This is a genomic window from Myxococcales bacterium (assembly GCA_016699535.1).
Classification (GTDB): domain Bacteria; phylum Myxococcota_A; class Polyangia; order Polyangiales.
The window spans coordinates 3,732,449-3,756,454 of the sequence record CP064980.1; the positions used below are offsets into that span (position 1 = coordinate 3,732,449).

General features: G+C 50.9%; 18 protein-coding genes and 3 pseudogenes. 9 read left to right on the plus strand and 12 right to left on the minus strand.

The features are described from left to right. Positions 1 to 130: 130 nt before the first annotated feature. A pseudogene (gene argB / locus IPJ88_17595) lies at positions 131 to 1,040 on the minus strand (acetylglutamate kinase). A gap of 485 nt (positions 1,041 to 1,525) precedes the next feature. Between argB and IPJ88_17600 the strand changes: the two are divergent. Genes IPJ88_17600 through IPJ88_17610 form a run of 3 tightly spaced genes read left to right on the plus strand, consistent with a single transcriptional unit; the run spans position 1,526 to position 4,682 of the window. After that, positions 1,526 to 2,806, plus strand: coding sequence for a DUF1592 domain-containing protein (locus IPJ88_17600; protein QQR89955.1), 1,281 nt, complete (start codon positions 1,526 to 1,528; stop codon positions 2,804 to 2,806). Continuing rightward, on the plus strand, positions 2,791 to 3,201 hold the full coding sequence (locus IPJ88_17605; protein ID QQR92077.1) for a DUF1585 domain-containing protein: 411 nt from the start codon (positions 2,791 to 2,793) through the stop codon (positions 3,199 to 3,201). Before IPJ88_17600 ends, IPJ88_17605 begins: the two co-directional genes overlap by 16 nt. Then, positions 3,198 to 4,682: a DUF1552 domain-containing protein gene (locus IPJ88_17610; GenBank protein ID QQR89956.1), complete on the plus strand. Its 1,485-nt coding sequence runs from the start codon at positions 3,198 to 3,200 to the stop codon at positions 4,680 to 4,682. Before IPJ88_17605 ends, IPJ88_17610 begins: the two co-directional genes overlap by 4 nt. Before the next feature lie 16 nt (positions 4,683 to 4,698). On the opposite strand, the gene IPJ88_17615 is transcribed toward IPJ88_17610, so the two are convergent. After that, on the minus strand, positions 4,699 to 5,916 hold the full coding sequence (locus tag IPJ88_17615; GenBank protein ID QQR89957.1) for a hypothetical protein: 1,218 nt from the start codon (positions 5,914 to 5,916) through the stop codon (positions 4,699 to 4,701). A gap of 181 nt (positions 5,917 to 6,097) precedes the next feature. On the opposite strand from IPJ88_17615, the gene IPJ88_17620 reads away from it, so the two are divergent. The 3 genes from IPJ88_17620 to IPJ88_17630 all read left to right on the plus strand — a co-directional run bounded on the left by IPJ88_17620 (position 6,098) and on the right by IPJ88_17630 (position 9,064). Further along, a complete protein-coding gene (locus IPJ88_17620; protein ID QQR89958.1) occupies positions 6,098 to 6,466 on the plus strand; it encodes a hypothetical protein in 369 nt (122 codons plus the stop codon). Then, a complete protein-coding gene (locus IPJ88_17625; GenBank protein ID QQR92078.1) occupies positions 6,463 to 7,416 on the plus strand; it encodes a DUF1552 domain-containing protein in 954 nt (317 codons plus the stop codon). The genes IPJ88_17620 and IPJ88_17625 overlap by 4 nt, the downstream gene beginning before the upstream one ends. Before the next feature lie 241 nt (positions 7,417 to 7,657). Continuing rightward, positions 7,658 to 9,064: a DUF1592 domain-containing protein gene (locus IPJ88_17630; GenBank protein QQR89959.1), complete on the plus strand. Its 1,407-nt coding sequence runs from the start codon at positions 7,658 to 7,660 to the stop codon at positions 9,062 to 9,064. 214 nt (positions 9,065 to 9,278) lie between these two features. Here IPJ88_17630 and IPJ88_17635 read toward each other — a convergent pair whose 3' ends face one another. Beyond that, positions 9,279 to 10,295, minus strand: a complete 1,017-nt coding sequence (locus IPJ88_17635) for a hypothetical protein (GenBank protein QQR89960.1) — start codon at positions 10,293 to 10,295, stop codon at positions 9,279 to 9,281. 226 nt (positions 10,296 to 10,521) lie between these two features. Here IPJ88_17635 and IPJ88_17640 point away from each other — a divergent pair, with 226 nt between their 5' ends. Then, positions 10,522 to 11,709: a PD40 domain-containing protein gene (locus tag IPJ88_17640; GenBank protein ID QQR89961.1), complete on the plus strand. Its 1,188-nt coding sequence runs from the start codon at positions 10,522 to 10,524 to the stop codon at positions 11,707 to 11,709. Positions 11,710 to 11,765: 56 nt separating this feature from the next. On the opposite strand, the gene hslU is transcribed toward IPJ88_17640, so the two are convergent. The 5 genes and pseudogenes from hslU to IPJ88_17665 form a co-directional block, all read right to left on the minus strand. Further along, positions 11,766 to 13,127 carry an ATP-dependent protease ATPase subunit HslU gene (hslU, locus tag IPJ88_17645; protein QQR92079.1) on the minus strand — a complete coding sequence of 454 codons (1,362 nt, stop codon included), beginning with the start codon at positions 13,125 to 13,127 and terminating at the stop codon, positions 11,766 to 11,768. 31 nt (positions 13,128 to 13,158) lie between these two features. Further along, positions 13,159 to 13,700, minus strand: a pseudogene (gene hslV / locus IPJ88_17650) (ATP-dependent protease subunit HslV). Positions 13,701 to 13,962: 262 nt separating this feature from the next. Next, positions 13,963 to 14,916, minus strand: a complete 954-nt coding sequence (locus IPJ88_17655; protein ID QQR89962.1) for a tyrosine recombinase XerC — start codon at positions 14,914 to 14,916, stop codon at positions 13,963 to 13,965. 147 nt (positions 14,917 to 15,063) lie between these two features. Further along, positions 15,064 to 16,190, minus strand: a pseudogene (locus IPJ88_17660) (di-heme enzyme). A 34-nt stretch (positions 16,191 to 16,224) separates the two neighbouring features. Then, on the minus strand, positions 16,225 to 16,998 hold the full coding sequence (locus IPJ88_17665; protein QQR89963.1) for a metallo-mystery pair system four-Cys motif protein: 774 nt from the start codon (positions 16,996 to 16,998) through the stop codon (positions 16,225 to 16,227). Between the two features lie 241 nt (positions 16,999 to 17,239). On the opposite strand from IPJ88_17665, the gene IPJ88_17670 reads away from it, so the two are divergent. Further along, positions 17,240 to 18,118: a hypothetical protein gene (locus tag IPJ88_17670; protein ID QQR89964.1), complete on the plus strand. Its 879-nt coding sequence runs from the start codon at positions 17,240 to 17,242 to the stop codon at positions 18,116 to 18,118. Here the strand turns inward: IPJ88_17670 and IPJ88_17675 are convergent. The 4 genes from IPJ88_17675 to IPJ88_17690 all read right to left on the minus strand — a co-directional run bounded on the left by IPJ88_17675 (position 18,115) and on the right by IPJ88_17690 (position 20,991). Further along, the gene (locus IPJ88_17675; GenBank protein ID QQR89965.1) at positions 18,115 to 19,089 is read right to left on the minus strand and encodes a hypothetical protein; all 975 of its coding nucleotides are present in this window, start codon (positions 19,087 to 19,089) and stop codon (positions 18,115 to 18,117) included. The two genes, IPJ88_17670 and IPJ88_17675, sit on opposite strands and share 4 nt — an antisense overlap. Positions 19,090 to 19,191: 102 nt before the next feature. Continuing rightward, positions 19,192 to 19,725, minus strand: a complete 534-nt coding sequence (locus tag IPJ88_17680) for a response regulator (protein ID QQR89966.1) — start codon at positions 19,723 to 19,725, stop codon at positions 19,192 to 19,194. After that, positions 19,722 to 20,558, minus strand: a complete 837-nt coding sequence (locus IPJ88_17685) for a HAMP domain-containing histidine kinase (GenBank protein ID QQR89967.1) — start codon at positions 20,556 to 20,558, stop codon at positions 19,722 to 19,724. Before IPJ88_17685 ends, IPJ88_17680 begins: the two co-directional genes overlap by 4 nt. Continuing rightward, positions 20,545 to 20,991 (minus strand): hypothetical protein, encoded by a 447-nt coding sequence (locus IPJ88_17690; GenBank protein QQR89968.1) that lies wholly within the window; start codon positions 20,989 to 20,991, stop codon positions 20,545 to 20,547. The genes IPJ88_17685 and IPJ88_17690 overlap by 14 nt, the downstream gene beginning before the upstream one ends. 463 nt (positions 20,992 to 21,454) lie before the next feature. Between IPJ88_17690 and IPJ88_17695 the strand changes: the two genes are divergently transcribed. Beyond that, positions 21,455 to 23,932, plus strand: coding sequence for a hypothetical protein (locus tag IPJ88_17695; GenBank protein QQR89969.1), 2,478 nt, complete (start codon positions 21,455 to 21,457; stop codon positions 23,930 to 23,932). The last annotated feature ends 74 nt before the right edge of the window (positions 23,933 to 24,006 follow it).

Below are 24,006 nucleotides of genomic sequence, written 5' to 3' on the forward strand. Positions count from 1 at the left end.
CTAACCACGAGAACCGAGCACTCGTGTTGACCGAGAAATCGCGCAGAAACGAGGCTCTAAGGCGAGGAGGTGCAACGCGGCATGACAAGTGCCGAGCAAGCAAGAATTGACTCAATTGAACAGAGCGCCGCTAAGTTAGAGGACGGCGAAGGAGGGACGCTCGGTGAATCTGCGTGCCAATGCCTTCGTCGGTGAAAATCTCGAGAAGAACAGCGTGCTGCATGCGGCCGTCGATAATGTGAACCTTGCGTACACCGCCATCCACAGCATCAAGCGCGCACTCTACTTTAGGAACCATACCCCCTTCGATGACACCGTTTTTGCGAAGCGCTTTAGCTTCCCTGGCCATGAGTGTACGCAAAAGTTGCCCCGCGCCATCGCGAACACCCTCAATGTCGGTCATAAGCACAAGTTTTTCAGCTTGCAAAGCGTCTGCAATTTTCCCAGCAACCGTATCGGCATTGACATTAAGAGCCGCGCCATTCTCATCCACCGCAACAGGAGCGATCACCGGAATAAAGCCACCCTGCACCAGCTGTTCGATAAGTCCTGTTTTGATATGGGTGACCGCGCCTACTCTACCGGGATCAACCCACTGACCCCTTTTTAGTTTGCATGCGATCGACTTTTTCAGCGGTCATGAAAGCGTCGTCTTTTCCTGATAGCCCGACTGCTCGTCCGCCATGAGCACAAATCAGGGAAACTATCTCTTGATTGGTCTTGCCGCCAAGCACCATTTCAACCACACCCATGGTGCGATCATCGGTCACTCTTAGGCCGTCAATGCGATCGGAAACGACGCCCATCGATGACAGTGTCTCATCAATCTGAGGGCCACCACCATGAACGACAACCGGTTGAATACCAACGAATTTGAGTAGCAATACGTCACGCGCAAAACTGTCCCGAAGCTTGGGATCAACCATCGCATGGCCGCCGTACTTGATGACAAAGGTCCGACCTCGGAAGCGCCTTATATAGGGAAGCGCTTCATGCAGTACCGAGGCTTTTTGAATGTATTCAGCTACCACGCCCTGCATATACCTAAATTCCAAGCAAGGAGTAAGACAAAGCATCCCATCAAGCCCGCTTCGCGTCCCGCGGCGCCGATTGTTGACGCCTGAGCGTGATGCCCCATGCCCCTCCTGCGTGTAAGTGGACAGTTAGGGTCAACAGTCACCACGAAGCTGCGCAGTGCTAGGGTGATGGTGGCAAACAAGAAGAAAGTTAATCGAGCACTCTTTTTCCGAGCTTTTCGTAGCTCCGAGCGACTCGGAAAGCCGGAGAGACGGAAAGCTCGGGAAAAGTCCTTTCTGCGTAGGGCTACCTGTCCACTTACCCAGCGACAATTCGTACAATGTGGGGTCTATATACACCACTTGAGTAGGGTCCAAAAAGGATATCCAAGGGAGAATCAAAGCACTGCAGCAAGTTCGTCCTTAAAAAAACCAATATTTTCAGTCTTCATTGAACTTTGTTTCAGGATGACGGTGTAGGCTTGAATCTTGCATGAAATAATACGGATATGCTCGTACTAAGGGTTCGAAGTCTTGGCTGTGTCTTGTTGCTGTCTGCGTGTAGCCAAGGGGAAATTGGCGCTTACTCCGACAATTGGCAGGCTCCCACCGAAGAGCAGGTACTGCTCCCTGAATCGGCGCGACCCGAAACCCTTCGTTTGCTGACGCGAACGGAATTTCAAAACACCGTGACCGATCTTGGAATTATCGACGATGCAGCGGCCATCGTTGGGACTTTTCCCGATCAAAACGTAAGCGATGGCTTTGATAACATGGCGCACTCGCACGTCGCGAATCCTCTTTTAATTGAAGCCTATATGCGTGCTGCAGAAATGCTTTCTGGAGCGGCACTTGCAAAGCGTGTTTCGCTAACAGCCAGCATCATGGAGTGTGCAGGTGCGGCAGGCACCACTAAGGCGTGCGGGTTGAAGTTCCTGGACCACTTTATCCCAAAAATGTTTCGTTTTCTTGTACCCGAGGAGCAGCTCTCGAGTTACAAAGAGCTCTTTGAAGTAGTATTCAACACATCCGGTTTCAACGCTGCCTTTCGTATGAGCCTCGAAGCAGCACTGCAGTCTCCCGATTTTTTGTACCGAGCCGAGCTGCCAAATAGTGCAGGGACACTTGATCCCTTCGTTATGGCGTCTCGCCTTTCTTATTTCTTGTGGTCCACCATGCCAGATGATGAGCTTTTTGAGGCAGCGCGAAGTGGTGCACTTAGCACGCGTATCGGCGTTGAAAGCCAAGCCCGCCGCATGCTCGAGGCGCAGCGCGCAAAAATGGTCGTTTGGCGCTTCTCGGATCAATGGCTAAAGCTGTATCGAGCTTACGCTGTCACCAAAGATCGTGTGCGTTACCCTGAATTCTCGCCAGCACTGCGCGGGGCCTGGCGCACAAGCGTGCTCGCATTCATCAATGATCAATACTTTGGCGATGGCACCCTTGAAGATCGTTTGCTCTCACCCAAGGTATTCGTCAACCAAACCTTGGCAGACCTTTATGGCTGGCAGATGCCAGCACCAAGCGAGGGTTACTTACCCATCGAAGCGGATTCGGATCGATTCTCGGGACTGCTTTCTCAGCCAGGGCTGATGGCAATCTTGGCAAAATCCGATCAGAGCTCACCCATTCACCGCGGCGTATTTATCCGAGAAAAATTACTGTGCGAACATCTTCCGCCACCACCCCCCGATGCCCCTGCCTCGGTTCCGCCCGTGGACGACAATCAGACGACACGCGAACGTGTCACCAAGTTAACCTCTGCCCCCAATGCATGGGCTGTCACATGAAGATTAATCCTGTGGGCTTTGCCTTCGAGCATTTTGACACCATGGGCGCCTGGCGCGAGACAGAAACCGTCGGAGACCAAGAGGTCACCGTCGATTCAAGTGGCGATATTTTTGGTGCTGTCGATCCAGAGGTCAATGGCTACATTGAAGGCCTAAATGGCGAGCAGGGTTTGGCAACACGCTTGGCCAGTTCCGATGCCGTCAGCACCTGCCTTGTACGTCAATGGTACCGCTACATGATGGGACGCGGAGAGAATCTTGAAGATGAATCGGCGATTGAAGCCATTCACACCGAGTTCAAGGCCTCAGGCAAAGATCTCAAGGAACTCCTCGTACAGCTCGCTATCAGCAAAGTCTTTCGAGCCGCACCTGCTTTACCGAAGGAGACTCCATGAGTAAGAAACTTACCCGGCGCCGATTTCTGCGAGGAAGCGGTGGTGTCATTGTGGCTTTGCCGCTTTTCCAGAGTGACTTTATCACTGGCCGAGTATCAAAAGCATCAGCTGCAACATCGGAGCCACTGCGTTTCGTTGCAATGTTTCGCCCCAATGGAACAGCGCAACCGTTTGCAGGCGCACCTGATTATTGGTGGCCCACAACCAACGCTAACGGCAACGGCCCGCTTAGCGATGGCAAGGGAGGGACTTTCAATTTCAATCACTGCAATGCCCCGCTTTCAAGCATCGCGCCCCACGTCAATTTTCTTCACGGCCTGGACTACACACGCGATGAACGCCGCGGGCCACGCAGTGGCCCCAACGACGGGTATCCGCGTCCGGATGATGTGGGTTACGATTTCGATCCTGGAGAAGGCCACCAGATGGGCATGGGCAAGTTCCTAACGGGTCGGCCGCTGCTTACAGGAGCGCAAGCGGGCGGCGATGGAAGCCTCGCCGGATGGGCTTCCGGAATTTCTCTCGACCAGCACCTCGCTAAAACGCTTTCCAAAGGCAAACGCTTTTCAAGTCTGGAGCTCGGCGTACACGTCACAAACGGTGATGTGCGCGGACGCATGTCCTATGCCGGAGCGAATCAACCGCTTCCCCCTACGAATTCTCCAAGAGCGGTCTTTGATCGAATTTTCTCGGATCTCAATACTTCACCTACGGCACTGCAAGCCTTACGTGCGCGCCGCGGCTCGGTGCTCGATACGGTTCTGGATCGCTGCAAATCGTACATGAACTATGAACTGGGGTACGAGGAACGTCAGCGAATGGAGCAACACTGCGGCATGATTCGCGACTTGGAGGAGCGAATCGTGGCCACACCGGTGATCGGTGATCGCTGTCAGCTTCCAGCTGTCCCTGGATCGCCAACCCTAAGTCCGGAAAACATTCCTATTTTTTCCCAGCTGCATATTGATTTGTTGGTCATGGCTTTTGCCTGCGATCTCACGCGTGTTGCAACACTTCAGTATTCCGATTCATTCAACCTGATTCCCTTTAGCTTTCCTATTGCTGACCGAGTCAACCAAAGTGATGCCTTCTTACTTGGCCACGAGATTTCACACAGCTTCCACAATGTGGGTCGTGAGTTCAATGAACTTATCGTGAGAGAAAAATGGTATTCAAGGCAAGTCGCATCATTCGCAAGCAAGCTTGCTGCATACGGTGAAGGCAGCGGCAGCATGTTGGACAACACTGTTATTCTTTGGAGCAGTGAACTTGCACACGGACATCATCGACACAACAATGCTCCGCTCACATTGATAGGCGGAAAAAATGCCGGCATCAAAGGTGGCCGCTATCTTCAATACGGTCCAGGGCGACCTCACAATGATCTGTTGCGCACTATCATGAATGCGGTGGGCGTACCCGGAGATAGTTTCGGTCGCCCCGATTGGAATACCGGAGTCCTCGAAGGACTGGTCAGCTAACTGGAACATGCTCGATCTATAGAGCTTGGGCCAGGCGCTCTACCCTAAGAGTGCGGAACCACTGCTTGCCAGAATTCTGAGCTCGGAAGCGTAGGCTATGCCAGCCTTCGAGGTCTCCAAGTTCTACGGTACCGCTAAAAAACTCTCCGCTGGCATCTTTATCAAAGGTCTGAAAAGGCCCCTCGTCTACCGATACCGCTACCTTATCGGTCGACACCACCGTTGAAACTTCCAAGCTCACTTGATTGCCACGGTAGCGTTCATACGGAGCAATACCTTTGACGATAATAAGGTCGTCAGTATAGACGTGGCACAGTTGATCACTGGTTTGCGCCCAAAAAGCGTCTTTCGAATAGGCATACAATGCAGATAGCGAAGATAATTTAATTGTCTCAGGGAGATAGCGCTTCCAGGTGCCCACTCCATCTCGACTTAGGAGCTGACCACCATGTGCAACCCAAAGCACTCCTTCACTTTTTGAAAAGGCTTGAAGCGTACCACTGCCCCACTTCACTTTGCGAAGGCTGTCCTCAGCTCCCACATAAAGCGCTGAATTAGAAATGATCACTGCTCCAAGCTCGGGGTCGATGTCCAGATGATGTACTTCAGGCCAGTTTTGTACTTGCTCCTGTTGATCGTTCACGAGATCGAAACGCCAAGCGTGGTTTCGGCTCCTAAACCAAAGCATCTCATCATCCGCGATGCATTGCCCTTCGATAGTGGCAAAGGACTTGATTTGACGAAAATCGATAAACTCCGAGCGAAACGCAGCCCAACCATCGTTTTCATAACGAAACAAACCATTTTCGGTTGCAACAAAACTAGGACCGTCTGTCTCAGGATCCCCACACATCGCTGCAAAGGCAGCAACGGACTCCGGAAAGACAATGCTGCGCGCATCGTTTTTGTCGACGGCATAAATACCTTGAGGCGCCTCAAACAACGCCCGCTCATCGCGAAACGCTACCACAAATTGCCCGGCACTGGAAGGAATGGACACTTGAGTCGACAGGCCTTTTTGATCAACATAGCGTGAAGCTACATCACCACGCAGCCAAGCCTGCCCCTGAGGGCTCACTCCAAGCAAAGTTTCAGTATCCAAAAGCACTTCACAGGTTGCTTCTAGAGGCAATAGTTCGATGTCATCCGGAATAACTTCTATTTTACTCGGATCTACCGCGCCCGAGCATGCGCCAAGCACAAAAACAAGCGCCCACGGCAAAAATGTTTTCATACGCTTATCATGGTCCTTGTTGCCAAATTTTCGTAGTATTGCAATGAGATGCAATATCCACGTAGAATATCAAAAGTTCCGGAACAAATTTAGCTCCGACCATAGCATGTTCTGCTATTATTAAACCTAGCTTTTTGTAGAAGATGCGTTGGTATGAACTTTGCATCCATTCTGCTCTCGGATGCCTAAAAAGACCTCAAGACGAGCCGTACTAACGGGGATGGGACTCGGAGCGATTGCCGCCGCACTTCCACCCCTTGAAAGTTTACTGATCAGACGCAAAGGGCAGGTGGTGCAAGCTCAAACCATCCAAACGCCCAAACGTTTTGTGCTGTTTCATTGGGGTGATGGGGGCTACATGAACAGCTTCACCACGGATGCGCGTAGCGCGCTAACGCCGCAAGGCATAGCCGGATCGCATCCTATCGGCACAGATGTCAATCCTTTTGTGAGTGTTGTCAGGGGACTATCCAATGACGATATCTCACTGCAAATTCCGGGTTCAGTCAGCCGCCATTTAGCTACCATCACCACTTTCACTACGGAATAAAGTCCGTCGTATCGGGGGACTCAATTTCCCGAGGCGGTGGCATCTCAGTGGATCAAGCAGCTGATGCGTTGTTGCGCGGAGATGCCCCCTTCCCCGCACAGGTACTATCAGCAGATTACAACTCATTTAGAGGAATACCGTACAATATGATGTCGTTTGATGCATCAGGACAGGCACAAAATATCGTGCAAAACTCTGGTGAGCTATTCAACCGTCTTTTCTCTTCATACACGGCTCCTGATACATCTCAAGATGAACTCAATCAACTTCATGCACGGCGTCGAAGTGTGCTTGATTTCGTCAAAGAAGACATCAAACGTTTACAACAAAACGTGAGTCAGGCTGACCGAGAGCGCTTGGACCAACATTTCACTGCAGTTCGCAACGTCGAACTACAAAGCACCACTGCACCGCGCCAGTGTTCTGTAGGAGAGGCAGTCGGCAACCAGAGCGATCTTCAGCAGCGTACCGAGCTTATGCAGGAAGTCGTCGCTCTTGCTCTTTCGTGTGACCTCACCAGGACCGTTGTCTTTACCGTTAGTAGTACAGAATGTTCAACGACCTACGGATTTTTGGGCCACAATGTCAAAGACCACGACATAAGTCATTTGTGTTGCGGTTCGGATACCCAAATGTTCGCCGAGATGACTCAGTACAAAGTCTCTCGTTTTGGTCGACTTGTTGAAAAACTAAGCTCATTCGGAGACGGGGGTGGCAGCACCCTACTTGATAGTAGCATCGTGGTCGGTCTCAGCGAGATGGGAGATGCGAATCACACCGACTCAGAGCTGCCAGTTTTAGTTGCCGGCGCCGGACATTCTGGAGGAGGCACCATCACAGCTAGCGGCCCCATATCGAACCTGTGGCTGACTGTGCTTCGTAACGCCGGTTCAACTCAATCAAGTTTCGGAAACTCGACAGGAAGCATCAGCGGGTTGTGGGAATCATGATGGCAAAAAAGCTCCAAACATTATCGAGCTACCGCCATCTTATTTTGGCCGCGCTCATACTCGACTTGATAGGCTGCTTCGGATCGATTTCGGGCAAAGGGTCAGGCTCTTCGAATCCAAATGCTGCCGCGGGTACGGTAACGCCGCTGACTTGCACTGAGGAATCGTTGTCACCTGGGTTTAACCCCATGCGTCGTTTGAGCAATTTGAGTATGCTCGTACAATCGAAGACATATTTGGGGTGGATATCTCCGCTCAAGCCAGCAGCTTTCCTGCAGACCCTGTGGTGGAAGGATTCAGTAACAACGCTGACTTTTTGACGATTTCAGATGCACATGCCACGCAATACATGAACATCGCCGAATATGTAGCGGATGCGGCGATCCAAAATGCGACGCTACTTGCACACTTTACTGGTGGCTGTGATGTGCAGCAAACAGCTTGCATTCAAACATTTACGCAAAACTTGGGCAAAGTCGTCTATCGCAGACCACTTAGCGAAGAAGAGATCGGGAACTTTATGACCCTCGGTGCCACAGCCGATAGCAACGGTGCCCTCGAAAAGGTACGTGTCGTAGTCGAAGCTATGCTGCAGTCGCCTTTTTTCGTGTTCCGTGTTGAATATGGACAAGAAAACGGCGAGCGACCTCAGCTACGAAAACTCGATCCCTATGAAATAATTTCTCGCTTGAGCTTTTTGCTCTGGCAAAAAGGTCCATCTGAAGCACTTTTGGATCGAGTTGATGGCCTTGATTTGAGTAGCGTTGAAGGAATAAGTGCACTCACGACAGAAATGCTCCAGGATTCAGCTTCCGAAGAAGTCCGATGGCATTTTTCTAAACAGTGGCTTCGGATGGATACTCTTGAAGGAAAAAGTCTACCTGACAATGAATCCTTTAGCAGTGCGTTAGTCACGAGTGCAATCGAAGAAGTGCAGCTTTTGAATAGAGATGCCTTAGGTAGCGGCGGTGATGTGCGCTCGTTACTCAATGCTCGTTACGGCTATGCTGATTCACTACTTGCGGACATCTACGAGGTATCAGCACCTTCCACAACATCACTACAGAAGGTGAACTACGATGAATCTTCGCTTCGTGGAGGTCTATTTTCAACAGCTGCATTCTCGATGTTGACTACCAATAGCCAAGGGGGCGTCACTTCGTTTACCCGTCGCGGAGCATATATTCGCGATGCTTTTTTGTGTGATCCGCTACCAGCTCCGCCTCCTGGTGCAGAAGCTCTCACTGAAGTGAACCGTTTGGAAGACCCCACCTGTAGCGGCTGCCATGTCAAGGTGGACCTCATTGGACATGGCCTTGAGATGTTTGATGCTTTGGGCAAGCAGCGTAGTAGCTATGCCAACGGAGACCCCGTCATTACCGCCGGTAGCATTGATGGCCTGGATGATCCGGATTTCAGTGGGGCAGCACAACTCGGCACCAAGATCGGAGATCAACCACAGTTCTCCGAGTGTGTCGTGGATCACTATTTGCGGTGGGCCCTCGGCAAAATCTTGGAAGATGAATACGATGGATGCACTGTGGATATCATCTCCCGTGATTTGATATCAAAGAGCTACGATTTTAATTCCATGATTTTGCAACTCGTAACAAGTGATGCATTTAGGTACCGTACAGCCCTACAGTGACAATCTCTGCCGCTCGTGACTCAGAAACAGTTCTCACGACGACGTCAGTGCCCGTTCGTGTTGAGGCACAACAAGCAATGGCCGAGACTTTGCGAGACGGCATAGGGGCTTTTCTCTTGAACCAATCCCTCTGCTGACACCCGAACCGAAAAACACAACCTTCCTAGACTGATGTGCCTTACAGCAACTAGGCAACATCTACACAGCAAAACGATTACTGGAGTAGTCTAAGGCACATACTCTTGGAAAAACGCCAAATAGATTCGCCCCAAAGTGAATTTCCATTCCCATCAGTCGTCGTATGGCCAACACCTGGAAGTTCACAGAACGCAACGGGCATGTCACTTGGATTACAGTCAGTATAACGAACGCAAGTACTCTCGTTTGGAATCCATCCTTGTGTTCCGCTGCATTGATAAAAATCAATAACTTCTTGCGCCATCAACGTTGACCACTGATTCATCAGACCATCGTTCTCGCCCACACCGATGTAGCTAGCCACCTGCCCAACGCAGCTGTTATCGTAGTCCCATGTGCCTGCAATGGGAGCCATGCCACGAACGATGTCGCCACGTTTGCAACCAACGTAAGAAGCCATCTCGCCTCCAAGGCTAAATCCACTTACAAAAACTCGCTCTAGATTAATGCAAAAGGTCTTAGCCGCATCGGCAACGAGAGTATCAAAAAACGTCATGTTAGCTGCCTCGGAACTGCCTAGCCATTCTCGGGAGGAGCCCACTTGGAGCGCTTCAGGATGAATAAAAATAGCGTCTTCTTCGTAACCTGCATCCATCACAAAAGTGGCTTGCCCACCAGAGCTGCCATGAAAGCCAAAAAAAAGAGGATAAGCTCGACTGTGATCGTAGCTAGCAGGCACCGACAAACTGTAGGTTCGGTTAGCACCGGCAATCAGCATCTGCTCGGTTGATGTACCACGTTTAGACGGGGCTGAAAGATCACAGCCTGCACTACGGGTGGTAATTTTGGGTAAAGTCGACGGATCATTCGGATCGGAACCACTGTCTGATGGGTCAGTGCCGACAGCCGGATCAGTCGAGATGTCCGGATCCGTACCCGACGAAGTTTCTGATGTGCTCAGCACTCCTGCAGAATTTTGTTCGCCTTGACTGCCAGCCGGGTCTATTACTTCTCCTGTACACGCTGCAAGCAAGCAGGCAGCAACCACAACGAGCAGAGTGCTCCGTATATCTCGAGATCGTATTATACCCACAATTCACACTCCATGCTTGAAATACTATGCAAGAACTGCACCAGGTAATACCCATTACAAAACCGACAAATACACTGTTTTTCCGCAGAACAGTGACCGGCTACATGCGCAAAGAACGTTCTTTGTACCATGCTGCTCTAGCTAAGACTTGTGAAATTGTAAGCGGGGTCGGTCCACAAAGCCGCCAGTGCCGGTGGAATACAACCGATTAATAACTATAGCGGTTGTGCCAAGTAAACTATGGCAAGCTTTGGCCTCTACAAAAATCATAGGCTATACTAGATTGGTGGGCTTTGCTTATCCATTATTGATCGCCATCGCTGTATTGGGCGGATGCAACTCGTTTGGGAGCGCTGTGCATCAAAGTCCAGCAGATTCTGGAACGCCAAGCGACTCAACCGTCGATGTCAAAAACGATGACTCGAGCACGACTCTAGATTGCTCTGATGGAATACTCAACGGGAATGAGACCGACGTCGATTGTGGCGGAAGCTGCCCCGCCTGCGCCCTGGGAAAGCAATGCGACGTTGCCGCTGACTGCGATAGCAACATGTGCCCCGCTGGCTACTGCACCTGCGTATACGGTAGCTTTTCTGAACCAATCAACCTTGGGGCTGATATCAATTCGGTATACCCCGAGTGGGATCCCTTACCCAGCACTGATCACTTAAGGCTATATTTTTCCTCTGATCGGCCAGACGGCGCTGGTAAAACGGACTTGTATGTCGCAACACGATCCACGATAGGAGCTTCGTATTCCTCTGTGGTACCCCTTAGTGAAATCAATGGGACGAGTTCCGAAGACAACCCTTCGGTGTGGAATGCGGACACCGAGCTTGCATATGGCACGTGGAGCACTTGGGGTGTAGATGGAACATTAATCCACGCAACACGTTCAACGGCATCAGGACAATTCACCTTATCTACCGCAGGAATTTTTGATGCGATCAATCGAAGTGATTCGGCACAGCTCGAAATCGCAGTCACCGAAGACGGTTTGCTTGCAGTATTTACGTCCAACCAAACCGGCACGGGCGATTTTGATCTTTGGCAAACAACGCGACAAACAACATCCGAAGCCTTTGCTGCGCCAACAGAACTTACTGAACTCAACTCAACATTTTTGGATGCTTTTGCGACACTCTCACGCGACGGTCTAAGCGTCTATTTCAACTCTCAACGCTCTGGCGGCCTAGGTATGGCGGACATTTACACAGCATCTCGAACGAGCCGCAGTGAAGCCTTCAGTGCCCCTGTTGCTGTTCCAGGAGTGAATAGCTCAGGTATTGATGCAACGCCGGCACTGAGCGCCGATGGATTGACACTATACTTCGCTAGCGACCGACCAGGTGGACAGGGCGATGTCGATCTGTGGATGAGCACGCGTAGCTGTTTGTCGGCGACACCTAATTAATCTTGGCAATGCGTTTATTATGGCCTTTATGAATATTTCTTGCTGCCGAAAAAGCCTTACAGTATGTACTTTGCCAAATCTTGATCTGCCAAAATGGGATCGAGCGTCGATCTTACTTTATCCCCATCCACTGCATATTGCTGCTCGTTCATCTCCGGGGCAACAAACGATAGTTCTTCAAGCAAGGCTTCCATGATGGCATGCAACCTGCGTGCGCCAATATTCTCCGAGCGCTGATTCGCTTGGGTTGCAAAATGAGCCATTGCAGCAATACCATCCTCGGTGAAGTCTAATTTAATGCCCTCAGTTTTCATCAGAGCCACGTATTGTCGCGTGAGTGAATTTTTAGGCTCTGTCAGAATTTTCACGAAGTCTTTTTCCTCGAGACTATCCAGTTCGACGCGTATGGGAAAACGTCCTTGAAGCTCAGGAATTAAATCAGACACTTTACTCAAGTGAAATGCACCTGCCGCTATGAAAAGAATATGGTCGGTACGAACAGCCCCGTATTTCGTGTTGACAGTACTTCCCTCTACGACAGGCAGCAGATCGCGCTGCACGCCCTCTCGGGAAACATCAGGACCCATGGCACTTTGACGGCCGGCGATTTTGTCAATTTCATCTAAGAACACAATACCTGATTGTTCGGTACGCTCCACAGCCAGACGCTGCACACGATCCATATCCACTAGCTTTTGCGCTTCTTCCTTTTCAAGCAGCTTGCGGGCTTCGGGGACTTTAACCTTGCGACGCTTTGCTTTTCCCCCCATCCCGGGAATTTGGCTAAATAGATCTTTGAGATTGTGCTCCATGTCCTCGATGCCTGGACCACCCATGACTGTCATCATCGGCATCATGCCTTGCGGTGATTCGACATCAAGCTCAACAAGTTCATCGTCGAGTTCGCCAGACCGTAACTTTTTCTTTACTTCATCAAGTTTTTCTCGCGCTATCGGTGTGGGAGCCGGTCCTTGACCGATGCTAAATGGACCAAAATTGGGTACGGCTTTTGGCGGTGCCGGAAGGTCCGCAGCGGCTAGCTTGCGCACCAGGCGCTCTTCCGCATTTTCGGCGGCGCGAATTTTGACGTTTTCCATCTCCTCATCGCGAACCATTTGCACCGCAAGCGCGACCAAGTCCCGAATCATTGACTCCACGTCGCGCCCGACATAGCCGACCTCAGTAAACTTCGAGGCCTCTACTTTGACAAAAGGTGCTCGGGCAAGCTTTGCAAGGCGCCTTGCAATTTCTGTTTTGCCAACACCCGTCGGACCGATCATGATGATGTTTTTAGGAGCGATTTCATCCCGCAAATCTTCAGGCACTTGCTGACGTCGCCAGCGATTTCGCAATGCCACAGCTACGGCACGTTTGGCTTTGTCTTGTCCTATAATATACCGATCAAGTTCACCGACGATTTCCCGAGGGGTAAATTACGAGTTTCAGTGCTCACGCGTTAATCTCCTCGGTCACAAGCTTGTTATTTGTATAGACACAGATTTCAGAAGCGATTTCTAAGGAACGTTCGGCAATATCTTTGGCTGATAGTTCTGTGTTGCGCAATAAAGCCTGACCTGCGGCAAGCGCATAGCTTCCGCCAGAACCAATTGCGATAATGCCTTCATCCGGTTCTATCACATCCCCTATGCCACTGAGGAGCAAAGTGCGTTCATTGTCCATAACGATCATCATCGCTTCAAGACGGCGTAAGTACTTGTCGGTCCGCCAATCTTTTGCAAGTTCAACGGAGGCCTTAAGTAAGTTGCCACGATGCTCTTTAAACTTTGCTTCAAAACGATCAAGTAACGTAAAAGCGTCCGCCGTTGCTCCGGCAAAACCAGCAACAACTTTACCATCCGCAAGTCTGCGAACTTTTTAGCATTGCCCTTAAGCACCGTTTGACCATGAGAGACTTGGCCATCTCCGGTCATCGCTGCTGAGTTGTTCCGTCTGACCGCGACAATGGTCGTCGATCGCATTTGTTTTCCCATGATTTTTCGCAAAGTGAGGCCAAGCTAAGAACGAGTCGGGTTACTGTCAAGCAATCTATTTAACCTCCAGAGCCCACTTAACTCCCCCTTTGAATTCAAAGGCTTAGAGCATTTCCAATACAATTGATCGCGATATCGCACAGGGCAGTGCGACTGAGGCGAGGAGAGGCCACCAGTTGCAATGGTGCCACGGCGAGGAGGAGCACCGCAACATCGGGCGTTCTGGACAAGCAAGAATCGAATCAATTGTATTGGAAATGCTCTAGCTTGTTTTTTTGTTCTGGGCCAGTGGGTGGGCCTTATCGTAGACCTCAAAAAGGCGATCGATACTTACGTGGGTATAACGTTGTGTTGTTGCAAGACTTGCATGCCCTAGAAGTTCTTGAATATTTCTCAGATCCGCCCCAGCATCCAGCAGGTGCGTAGCACAACTGTGCCGCAACATATGAGGATGGATATCCGAGCGCCCCAAGGCTTGTATGCCGTAGTTTCGAAGCAAAGCCTGGATACGCCTGGCGGTCAAAGGTGTGCCGTATTGCCCTAAAAAAAGCGTACGCGTGTTTTGTTTCAAGGTTTTGGGATGAACGAAGTATTGCCTTTCCTTCAGATAAGCTCGCAAAGCATCCACCGCAGGCTGTGTGAGCGGCACCCAGCGCGCTTTGTCACCTTTACCAACTACATGCATTCGAGCAGCACTTATATCAACATCCGCTATCGTAGCTGTCGCCACTTCGCTTACTCGTAATGCACTGCCGTATAGCACTTCCAAGATAGCAAGGTCTCGCAAAGCGATTCGGCTGTTTTCTGGAACACGATGCTCAGCTTGTTCAAGCACTCGAAAGGCATCATCAACGGTGAGAAAGGACGGAAGTTTACGGCGCAGTTTCGGAGTGCGCAACGCCGCCGCTGGATTGTATTTAATCTGCCCACGTCGGAACAAAAAGCGATAAAAGGCCCGAAGCGCTGCCATTTTTCTCGATAGGGTCAGGGATGCGTTGTTATCAAACAAGGTCGCCAAAAATGTTCTCAAGACAAGAGCATCATGGCGCGTTGCATCCAAAGGATATTTTCTTTCTTTTAGAAAAATCTCGAAGCGCGAGAGATCGCTCAAATAGGTCTTAACCGTCCGAGGCGCATAGCGCTTCTCACTTTTCAAATAATTCTCAAAAAGCTCAACTTGCTGAGTAAACGCGCTCTGCTGTCCCTGAATCCCCACAACTCACAGCATGCCAGAACTACCAGCACTACCAAAGAAAATGCTCTTGGCTTCCGGAAGTTGATGACCTTGAAAGCTTTGATGCAGTCCTTCTAAGCCCCCAGAAGGCTGTGGCTGACCGAAGACTCACTATCCGGCATCTGGTATCTACAAGCGCGGATCCTGGAATTCTGGCGCATTTAGAAATATTTCATCAGTAAGAGAATTGAAGAACGCAAGGAGCGCTGTTTTTTCCTCTTCGCTCATGTCAAAACCCGAAACAAAGGGCGACTTGTTTGGATTCTTTCGACCATCGCCAGCGTTTGGCCCCGTTTCGATCAGTCGACCACCGGCTGCATAGTGTTCAAGAACCTCGCCGAGAGTCTCAATCGAACCATCGTGCATGTAGGGAGCCGTCACCGCAATGTTACGCAGACTTGGCGGCTTGAACTTGCCTTTATCTAAAGGCTCACCTGTTTGCGCAACCAACCCTGGGGCATCGGCAGGATAACTTCCTTCTTCGTCTAGATTGTACAAGCCGTTGTTATGAAACTCAGCTTGATCGAAAGTATTGCCAGCATGATCAACGGACTGGCTAAAGTTGAAGCCACCATGGCAGTGAAAACACTCGAAACGCTCCGAAAAAACAAGCTAAGCCCTTTCTTGGCTTCAGCAGATAAAGCTTTGCTTTCGCCCTGAATGTAACGGTCGTAAGGCGAATTGCCAGAGATTAACGTGCGCTCGAAACTCGCGATGGCCTTTGCGACCGTATCAAGCGTGAGGGCTTCCTCTTGCTCCGAAAATGCAAGGTCAAACTGCTCGGCCAAGCTAGTGTCACCTGTCAGGCGCTCGAGCATAAGCTCTTCCTTTGATGCCAAGCCGAGCTCAACGGGACTCTCATTGAACAAAGGAAGCAGAACTTGCGCTTCAAGCGTCCTGAGCAAAGGGTTGGCCCAATGTAGAGTCGCATTGTAGGCGATGTTGGTAAGAGAAGGAGCGCTGAGGCTTGTTTCATCTCCCGTGCTGCCTACAGAAAAAGGCCGTGCATCGGTAAATGCCAAGGCAGGATCATGACAGCTTGCACACGACTGCGTTTGATTCCCTGATAAGCGCGTATCGAAAAACAAAACACGACCCAAAGCGACCTTTGCATCGCTCATTGGATTATCATCTGGAACACGTGGCTTCGGGAAGCCATCTGGAAGTTGCCACTGGTAACTATCTATAGCCTCCGACTCCTTTTCATCCGCACACGAGCTCAAGCTAAGAAGAAATAGGAGGGGCGCCCACCGCATGAAGGGGTGCGGTGGGCGCTTTGCAGACCACCGGCTACTGTGATTGGAAACGAAAAACACGTTGCTCAGTTGCAGCATGATCCTTCCACTCCAAACCGATGTTCTGAAAATATTTCTCGCAATCTGAATCGTCAGGCTCTGACATGCAGCCGGGTGCCAGTTCATTGCTGCTGAGATCAACGTCATAAAACAGTTCAGCAAGATCAAAGACCACTGATGTCTCGCGCGGGTCCCGGCCTTCGAGAGTAACTCGGACGCGGTTGTGATTTTGGCATTGAGTGACCTTTCCGTCCACACCAGCCTCACACATCGTGCTGCCAAGATGGAAATTATAAGGTGTGTTTTCCTCATCAGCCAAGTCAACCCTGACGAATTTGTAACCGCCATTCCAGTTCCAAAACATGGCACTAAGATTAAGAGGAGCCTCTGCGGTAGCAGCTTCCTGGTGGTTTCGAGCAAAAGGCACGCCAAGGGTAAAGCTTATCCCCATATAGTTATGATTCTCAATCTTGCCCGTAAGCGTGCTGTGCACATCGGTGTTTCCGAATTCACACGATGGTCCGCCGTCTTCAAAATCAAGCAACGCAAGCCCATCATTTTGCCACTTGCCGTCCTCATCAAGCTCAAGCGCAACTTCGTTGCCGGCCGTGTCGATAAACGCAACATCATGCACATAAAAACGAAAGTCTCGTAGCGTGACGGTGCTTCCCGATGCACCCAAACTATCAATGACACTGCCGCAGCCAAGCGACTCATCGGCAGCAACACCTAGAAAAAGAAACCGACACCGACTCGGAGCTGTTTTCATCGTTTTCACAAGCAGAAACGCTCAGCGCCAAAAGCAAGCCCAAACCAAATATCCCCGCATTAAGATAAGAACTTAGCACCACAACTTACCCCCTGGACGTCAACAACTTATGCGATCCTTACTAGCATTGGGATGGGATGCGCACCATGCGGTCAATTGTCGCAGCGCTCGGCTTTTACCTTGTGAAACAAGTGCAAATGAGGGATGTCTCCATTTTTCATCGAAATTTCAAATGCGATTTTTGCTTCCTACAATTCTGGTCCTGCCCGCGCTCTATGTTTGCGCGCCCGCACAAGCGCACCACAGCGCAGCAGGCGACCTGGGTCAAAGCAATCTAAGCCGCGCACCCATACAAAATGCCGGAGGCAAACTCTCCCTTGCCAATCACCGTTTATCCCTTGATCAAACACTGTATCGGATCTCAGAGACACCCACTTTCGTTGATCCTGTGGCCGAAGACAGCATGTGGTGGTGGACATCGCTGTCGGCCGCAGTGGCGCTAAGCAATACACTCGAGCTTGGCCTCACCATACCGATGGCAACTCGATTTTCGCTACAGGACAGTGAGCAAGAGGATGTTGGCTTTGGCGACCTCCGGTTTGGCAGTCGGTATTTTCTTTTTTATGATCAAGACAATAGCTACAATTTGTCTTTAGGCAGCGAGCTGTCTTTACCTACCGGAAGTAGTCATGATGGTTTCAGCGCCAAACATGTCGTTCAACACGCCGCGTTTGCTCTGCGCGTTGTACTCGGTTCGAGCGATGTGATTGTGGGAAGCGATGCAGGCTTGGCTTGGTCGTACGAGCAAAACCCTCAACTGGCTGCAGACTACCGTTTGCTTGTTGCTAGCCCTGAATTCGTATCAATGCGTCTGTCGGCCTCGGTCCAAGGGCAAAGTTTTTTCTTTGACAGTAGCTCCTCGTTGCAAAGCATTCCTTCGCAACGACGCAGCGCTGGCGACTCGCTTTTTGTTTTCTCTTCGGCAATCAATGCAAGCATTTTAAAAAATCTTCTTGTGATTGCTGGTGTTGATTTACCCTTAAGTTCGAAAAAGAATTTTGATTGGGCTTGTTCCCTATCGCTGCAGTATTGGTTTAGCTCTCAGCGAGCCAACAACTAACCGCGTCTGCGACGAAGCCTGGCCAGGCCCAAGACGGCCAACGCTCCAAACAAAAAGGAGAAAGCTGAATCCGTTGAGGAAGGTCCGGCAAGGTGGCAATCGCAACCGCCCGATGAGTTGTCCGTCTCGACCGGTACGCCTCCATCGACATCGGAGCCGCCAGCTCCACCATCGGCCAAAACGCCTGCATCATCCGCCAAGTTACCCGGACTTGAGCCATCGCCAGGGATGCCTCCCGGCTGACACGACGCTGAGTTGTTAGCCTCCGACGATGTTGCAAAGTAAACACCGGTAAACTTGGCGCCTTGGTTGTTATTCGCTGGATACCTCACGGTAAACTCCAGGCGATATTCGCCGTAGCCCTGATCAAGCTCAGTGGTCAGACAACCAGTATCCGTCCATGCCATGTTGGAGTTGCACGATGAAGTGAGATCGAGTGGTGTCCATAGATGCACCCAGCTTTGATTCGAAGCGCTTCGTCCAAAAACTCGAATGCGCGCAACTTCATTTTGCGTGCCCGTAACGTAATAGCTAAAGAAACTCAAATAGGTATCGGATGCGTTGGCCGTGATGGTTTGGCTAAGCACGGCATCAACGCCGCCTACGCCCGTGCCACCACCGCCTTGTCCGGAACCCATGGCCATGCGAGCCGCAGTACCGCAGTAGTTCGAACCCGGACAATCCCCCGACGTTACCTGATCAGCAGTGGGGTTGCTGTCCTTTTGACTGAGCGACCAACGCTTGGGATTCGTTTCATCCGTCCAGCCGCTTAGGTCTGCGTCATTGCCGTTGCGAAACCACGGGTTGGTCACGAGATTCGGCGGCGTGCTCGGCAAAGCTGCCGCGGGATTCGTAACCGGAATGGAATAAGCCGGATCGGGAGCGGGACAAGCAAAAGCTGTGCTTCCAGCAAATGCTATCACAGCAAACAGAACGAGAGTTAATCCAACATAAGCTAAGTCGTTTTTCATAAGTATCCTCTAAGGCTTAAAGCCTAGCATGAATCCAGTCGCCTTCAATTTGGATCCAAACCAATGCGCTATCCTAATGAAATCGCTACAAATAATGCCAAGCTAGCGCGGCATGGGGTATTTTGAAAGCTTGCGTTGCAAACTGCGGCGATGAATCCCGAGCTTTCGTGCTGCAAGAGAAATATTTCCACCGCAGTCGCTCAACACACGCTGAATGTGTTCCCATTCGACGCGCGCAAGCGAAGGAACTTCTTTTGGTGTCTCATTCGCATCGACTGCTTCGGTGTGAAATGCGCGTTCGATATCATCGGCATCGGCTGGTTTACTTAAGTAGTGTGTTGCTCCATCACGCACAGCTGCAACAGCCGTTGCGATACTTCCGTAGCCCGTCAGCACGACTGTTTTAATGCTGGGGAAGCGCACCCGAAGTGGTTTGATGAGGCTCATGCCATTTCCATCGTTGAGTCTGAGGTCAAGCACCGCGTGACTAAAGACTTGCTTTGTGATTTTAGCATTGGCTTCTTTAATACTCGCGGCAGCACTCACTTGATAGCCGCGCTCAATGAACACATCAACCAGACGCTCGCGAAATACTTCATCGTCTTCGACTACCAATAGATGTTGCATAGCGTTCATGATTGCATCATCGATATTCGAACAGTGCTGCCCTCGCCTAGTTCGGAAATAATCTCAAGTTCTCCACCCATTTGCTTAGCAAAACTGTCTGCCAAAAACAGTCCCAACCCTCGGCCTTGTCGTTTCGTGGAAAAAAAGGGTTCTGAGACTTGAGCCCGTAAATCTTCAGTCATACCGGCCCCTTGGTCACGCACTTCGATGCCTACACTTTCAGCACCCTTGCCAAGGCCGCAGGAGAAAAACCGGATCGTTATATCTTGATCCTCACGAGAAGCTTCTGCCGCATTTTGGATCAAGTTAGCCACCACTTGAACCGTTGCGTTAAAAGGAACACTAACGCTTTCTTCTCCGAGCTCATCGTGCCACCGCAGTCGCTGTTTTACTTGCCCTTGCACTACATGAATGATTTCGGACTGGAGTTTGGATACCGATACACGTTGCGGTTGCTCTCCACTTATTTCGCCTGCGCGTATATGCATGTGATCCAAAATTGTTTTGCAACGCCCGGCTTGCTCGCGGATAAGAGCCGCATCCGCACGCAGACTGTCAATTGAAACCTGCTCGCCCAATTTACGCGTAAGTTCTTTTGAAACGAGCGCGATGGTACTGAGCGGCGTGCCGAGTTGATGTGCAGCACTTGCAGCTAAAGTACTAAGCGAGGCCAGTTGCTGGTTTCGGGCAATGCTTTCCCGGTATCTTGAAAGCTCTTCACTCTTGGCAGCCAGCTCCTGGATGAGACGTTGTACGACGAGAGTCACCAAGACCGCCGTGGCGATAAAAGCAGCTAGCATCCCGTACAAGTGAAAGGTGAAAGCCCCTTCATGATGAAGCATGCCTTGATGGTGCATCGAGTCTGCGGGCAGACGAAATAGCAAAAGCAAAGGCCACGGAACTTGTGGCTGTCATCAGCCATGTCCACCTTCGTGAAAGCAAGACGGCGCTGAGCATGATTTGAACGATGAAAAGAATAGTGAAGGGATTGGCCGCTGCCCCCGTAAACGCTAGCAAGACCCATAGCCCTGCCGTGTCCATGAGCAGCATCGTAGCGAGCAGCCAGGGATAAAGTGTACGATCTTGGTTTCGATAGCGCACCAAGAGCCAATTGGAGAGCAAGGCCACGATACATAATCCCAGCATCCAGCTGCCCTGCTGCCACGGAAACAACGAAGCGCTAAGAGCAGCACACAACGATAGCGCCCAGCCACCCCAAAGCAGCCACCGATAGCGACAAAGCCATAACCAACCAATTTCTATTGAGGCCTGCATTGCGAACTTCACCCCTTTGTTTTCTTAGACTGACACCTTGAAAGGATCCAGTCCTAAAAACTAACCGCCAACACTTAGAGTCCAAAACGACAACAGTGGCAATTTATGTGGCTAAAAACAGACAAAATTGTCATTTTTTGGCAATTTAATGCCATTTCATGCAATGCCCCGATCCAGAATGCGAACTTTCCGGTTCAATTCTTGCCACCGCACCCGAACGAATTCGTTCTTCGCAATCTTGATTGCAACGTTCAATCCTGGGTTTAAGCCATTTGTTAGGTCTTTTTGCTGTTTTTCTCGATTCCTAAGCTCAGCAAAAACAAAGAACACATCCAAGCGTCGAGAATTCTTCGATTTTTAACATTTTTTTGCGATACTCCCGCTGACTGGTGTGGTCGAATACCTGAGGCGATTGTTTTATGTCCACCCAGCGCAACTAACGTAACTCATATTTGGGGGAAGAATGAGACTGATACTTCAAAGAAGTGCTCGTCAAATCGCAACTGCATGTTTTGGGTTGATTGTACTTGGATGGTTTAGCGCGTGCAACAACGACGAATCCGCGGTCTATGGCGCGGTGATTGGCTTCGCTGATGTGCCCATTGGTGATGAATGCGCCTATGGCGGTGTGGCAGCGCAAGCTGGCGAAGATAACAACCACAACAAAGTGCTTGATGAAAACGAGGTCCAAACCAGCCAAATACTTTGCAACGGTTTTTACAACAACACCACCAGCGGCCAGGGCTTGCTCATGAGCAGCACCACGCTCTACGTTGGCGATGCGCATTGCCCAAACGGTGGCACGATGATCCAGGTGGGTCTGGACAGCGGTGAGATGAATGGCGAGCTCGAAGAAGCTGAAGTCGGCACCACGGAATACGCTTGCAATGGCAACGGAACCTTCACTACCCCCTCAATCATGCCTCCTTCGGGTCCAGCAGGCTCTTACTCGATTGACTTTCACGGTGGAAGCGGCAGCACCGATACCGGTGGAAGCGGCGGAAATTTTTCGGCTGTTTTCAGTGAAGGAAGTCTCGGTGGCCACATCAAATTTTTCAAAACAGGCACAGTCGATACAAGTTTCGATCTTCCGGAAAACATAAGCAGCTCACTGGGCGAAACACCATTTGAGTTCACCGCGGATACCACCGTGCCCGCTTTGGCAGACGGCTCTACCCTTAGCGATGGACAGATTCATATTCGTAACAGTCAATCGGCGTTGTACCTCCGGCAGAACAGCACGGATGTTCGCATCACCGGTATTCGAATCGCCTCGGGTGTCACGGTTACTTTTGAGCCGAATTACGGAGGAAACTCTATCGACTTCAGTCTTGAAAACGACGTGATTAATGAGGGTCATATTATCGCAGGTCTCATCGGCGCCACTCGAAACAGAAGTGAGCTGCATGTCAGTTGTAACCTCTATAGAGGTCTTGCTGGTTCAAGTGTAAGCACACGAGGCGAAGATGGCGGCACTGGTGAAGATGGCGGAGAAGGCAACGACGCAGAAATCAACACTGCTCGTCTATTGGTCAATGAAGGCAGCTTCGATTCTTCCGGTGGAGACGGTGATGCCGGCGGCAATTCCGGCTTCACATACTTGCACTCCTACGGAAATGTTTACAACAGCGGAGCTATAAGCACACAAGGCGGCAACGGTTCAGTTAGCACCGGCGGCAACGGCAGCTACTCTGGACTTGGTTCCGATCAAGGATCCGTGTTCAATAGTGCAACGCTTTCTGCAATAGGCGGCACAGGCATGACCGTCGGCGGCTCGGCTGGTTACGGCTACATCTTCGCCTATCGTGGAACTATTGTTAATTCTGGCGATTTCATGCTCCAAGGCGGAAACGTCAATCCATCGTGTACGACAACATGCAGTGGCGGCTCCGGAGGTGTTGTGTACTTGTACGCTGCTGGCGCTCAGCTCAAAACGTCGGGCAACTTCATTGCGCATGGCGGAACCGGCACAACTGGCAACGGTGGCAATGGTGGCTATGCCCAAGTGTACACGGGCACTGCTAGCGGTTCAAATGGAACCCTGCCGGCGGGTAGCATTCACGTCACGGGCGATTGGCAGTTTTTCGCCGGAAATGGTGCAAGCGGTGGCCCCGGCGGTCTTGCCCAAGTAGTGGTAGCGCCCAATAACTATGCACGCCAACAAGAGATTATTTTTTACGGTTATGCATCACTTAGCGTCAACGCTGGATCGGGCGGTACCAATGGCGGATCGGCTGGATCGCTTGCTCTTTACCAGAGCTCAACCCAACTCTCAGGATGGCCAGCCTATGGAGGCCCCAGTGGCGGCGTGATCAACTACCTTGATATCAACTGCTTTGGCGGCAATGGTGCAGATGGCGCTGGCGGCAACGGTGGCGATGTGAATATGGAAACCGAGTATCAATATGGATTTGATGCCGATAGCGAAATCGTGATGAACTACGGCGATATCAACTGCGCCGGTGGAAACGGAACCACCATGGGCGGTTACGGTGGGGACCTTTACTTTTGGGGTTACAACCATGCTGAAAACCAGGGCAATGTTGATACGCGTGGTGGCAATGCAAGTGCGAGTAGCGGCACAGGACGGAATGGCGGCGACTTTGGTCTCTTTTCCGACCTAGGCCCTGCCATCAATAGTGGCACTGTCAATAACTGCGGAGGCAGTGCAACTGCTGACGGTGGAAATGGCGGCAGTGCTAGCGACATTGAGATTGTCGGTTACTCGGTTCAAAACAGCGGGGATCTGTTGGCCTGCGGCGGCGATGGCAACACGACCAACGGCACCGGCGGCGACGGTGGTTATATCTTTGTGCGTGGCCTTTACGAGGCTGCGAACAACACAGCAGACTCCATCGACGTAAGCGGCGGATCTGCAAGCACCGCTGGAGAAACAGGCGTGGTTTATATCGATGACCTAAATGTGACCGATAGCCTTTAAAACCCGGTAAACGAATTGCTTTTAGTTAAGCATAGGGGGCATCACCAGGTCGGTGATGCCCTTTTTTTTGCCTT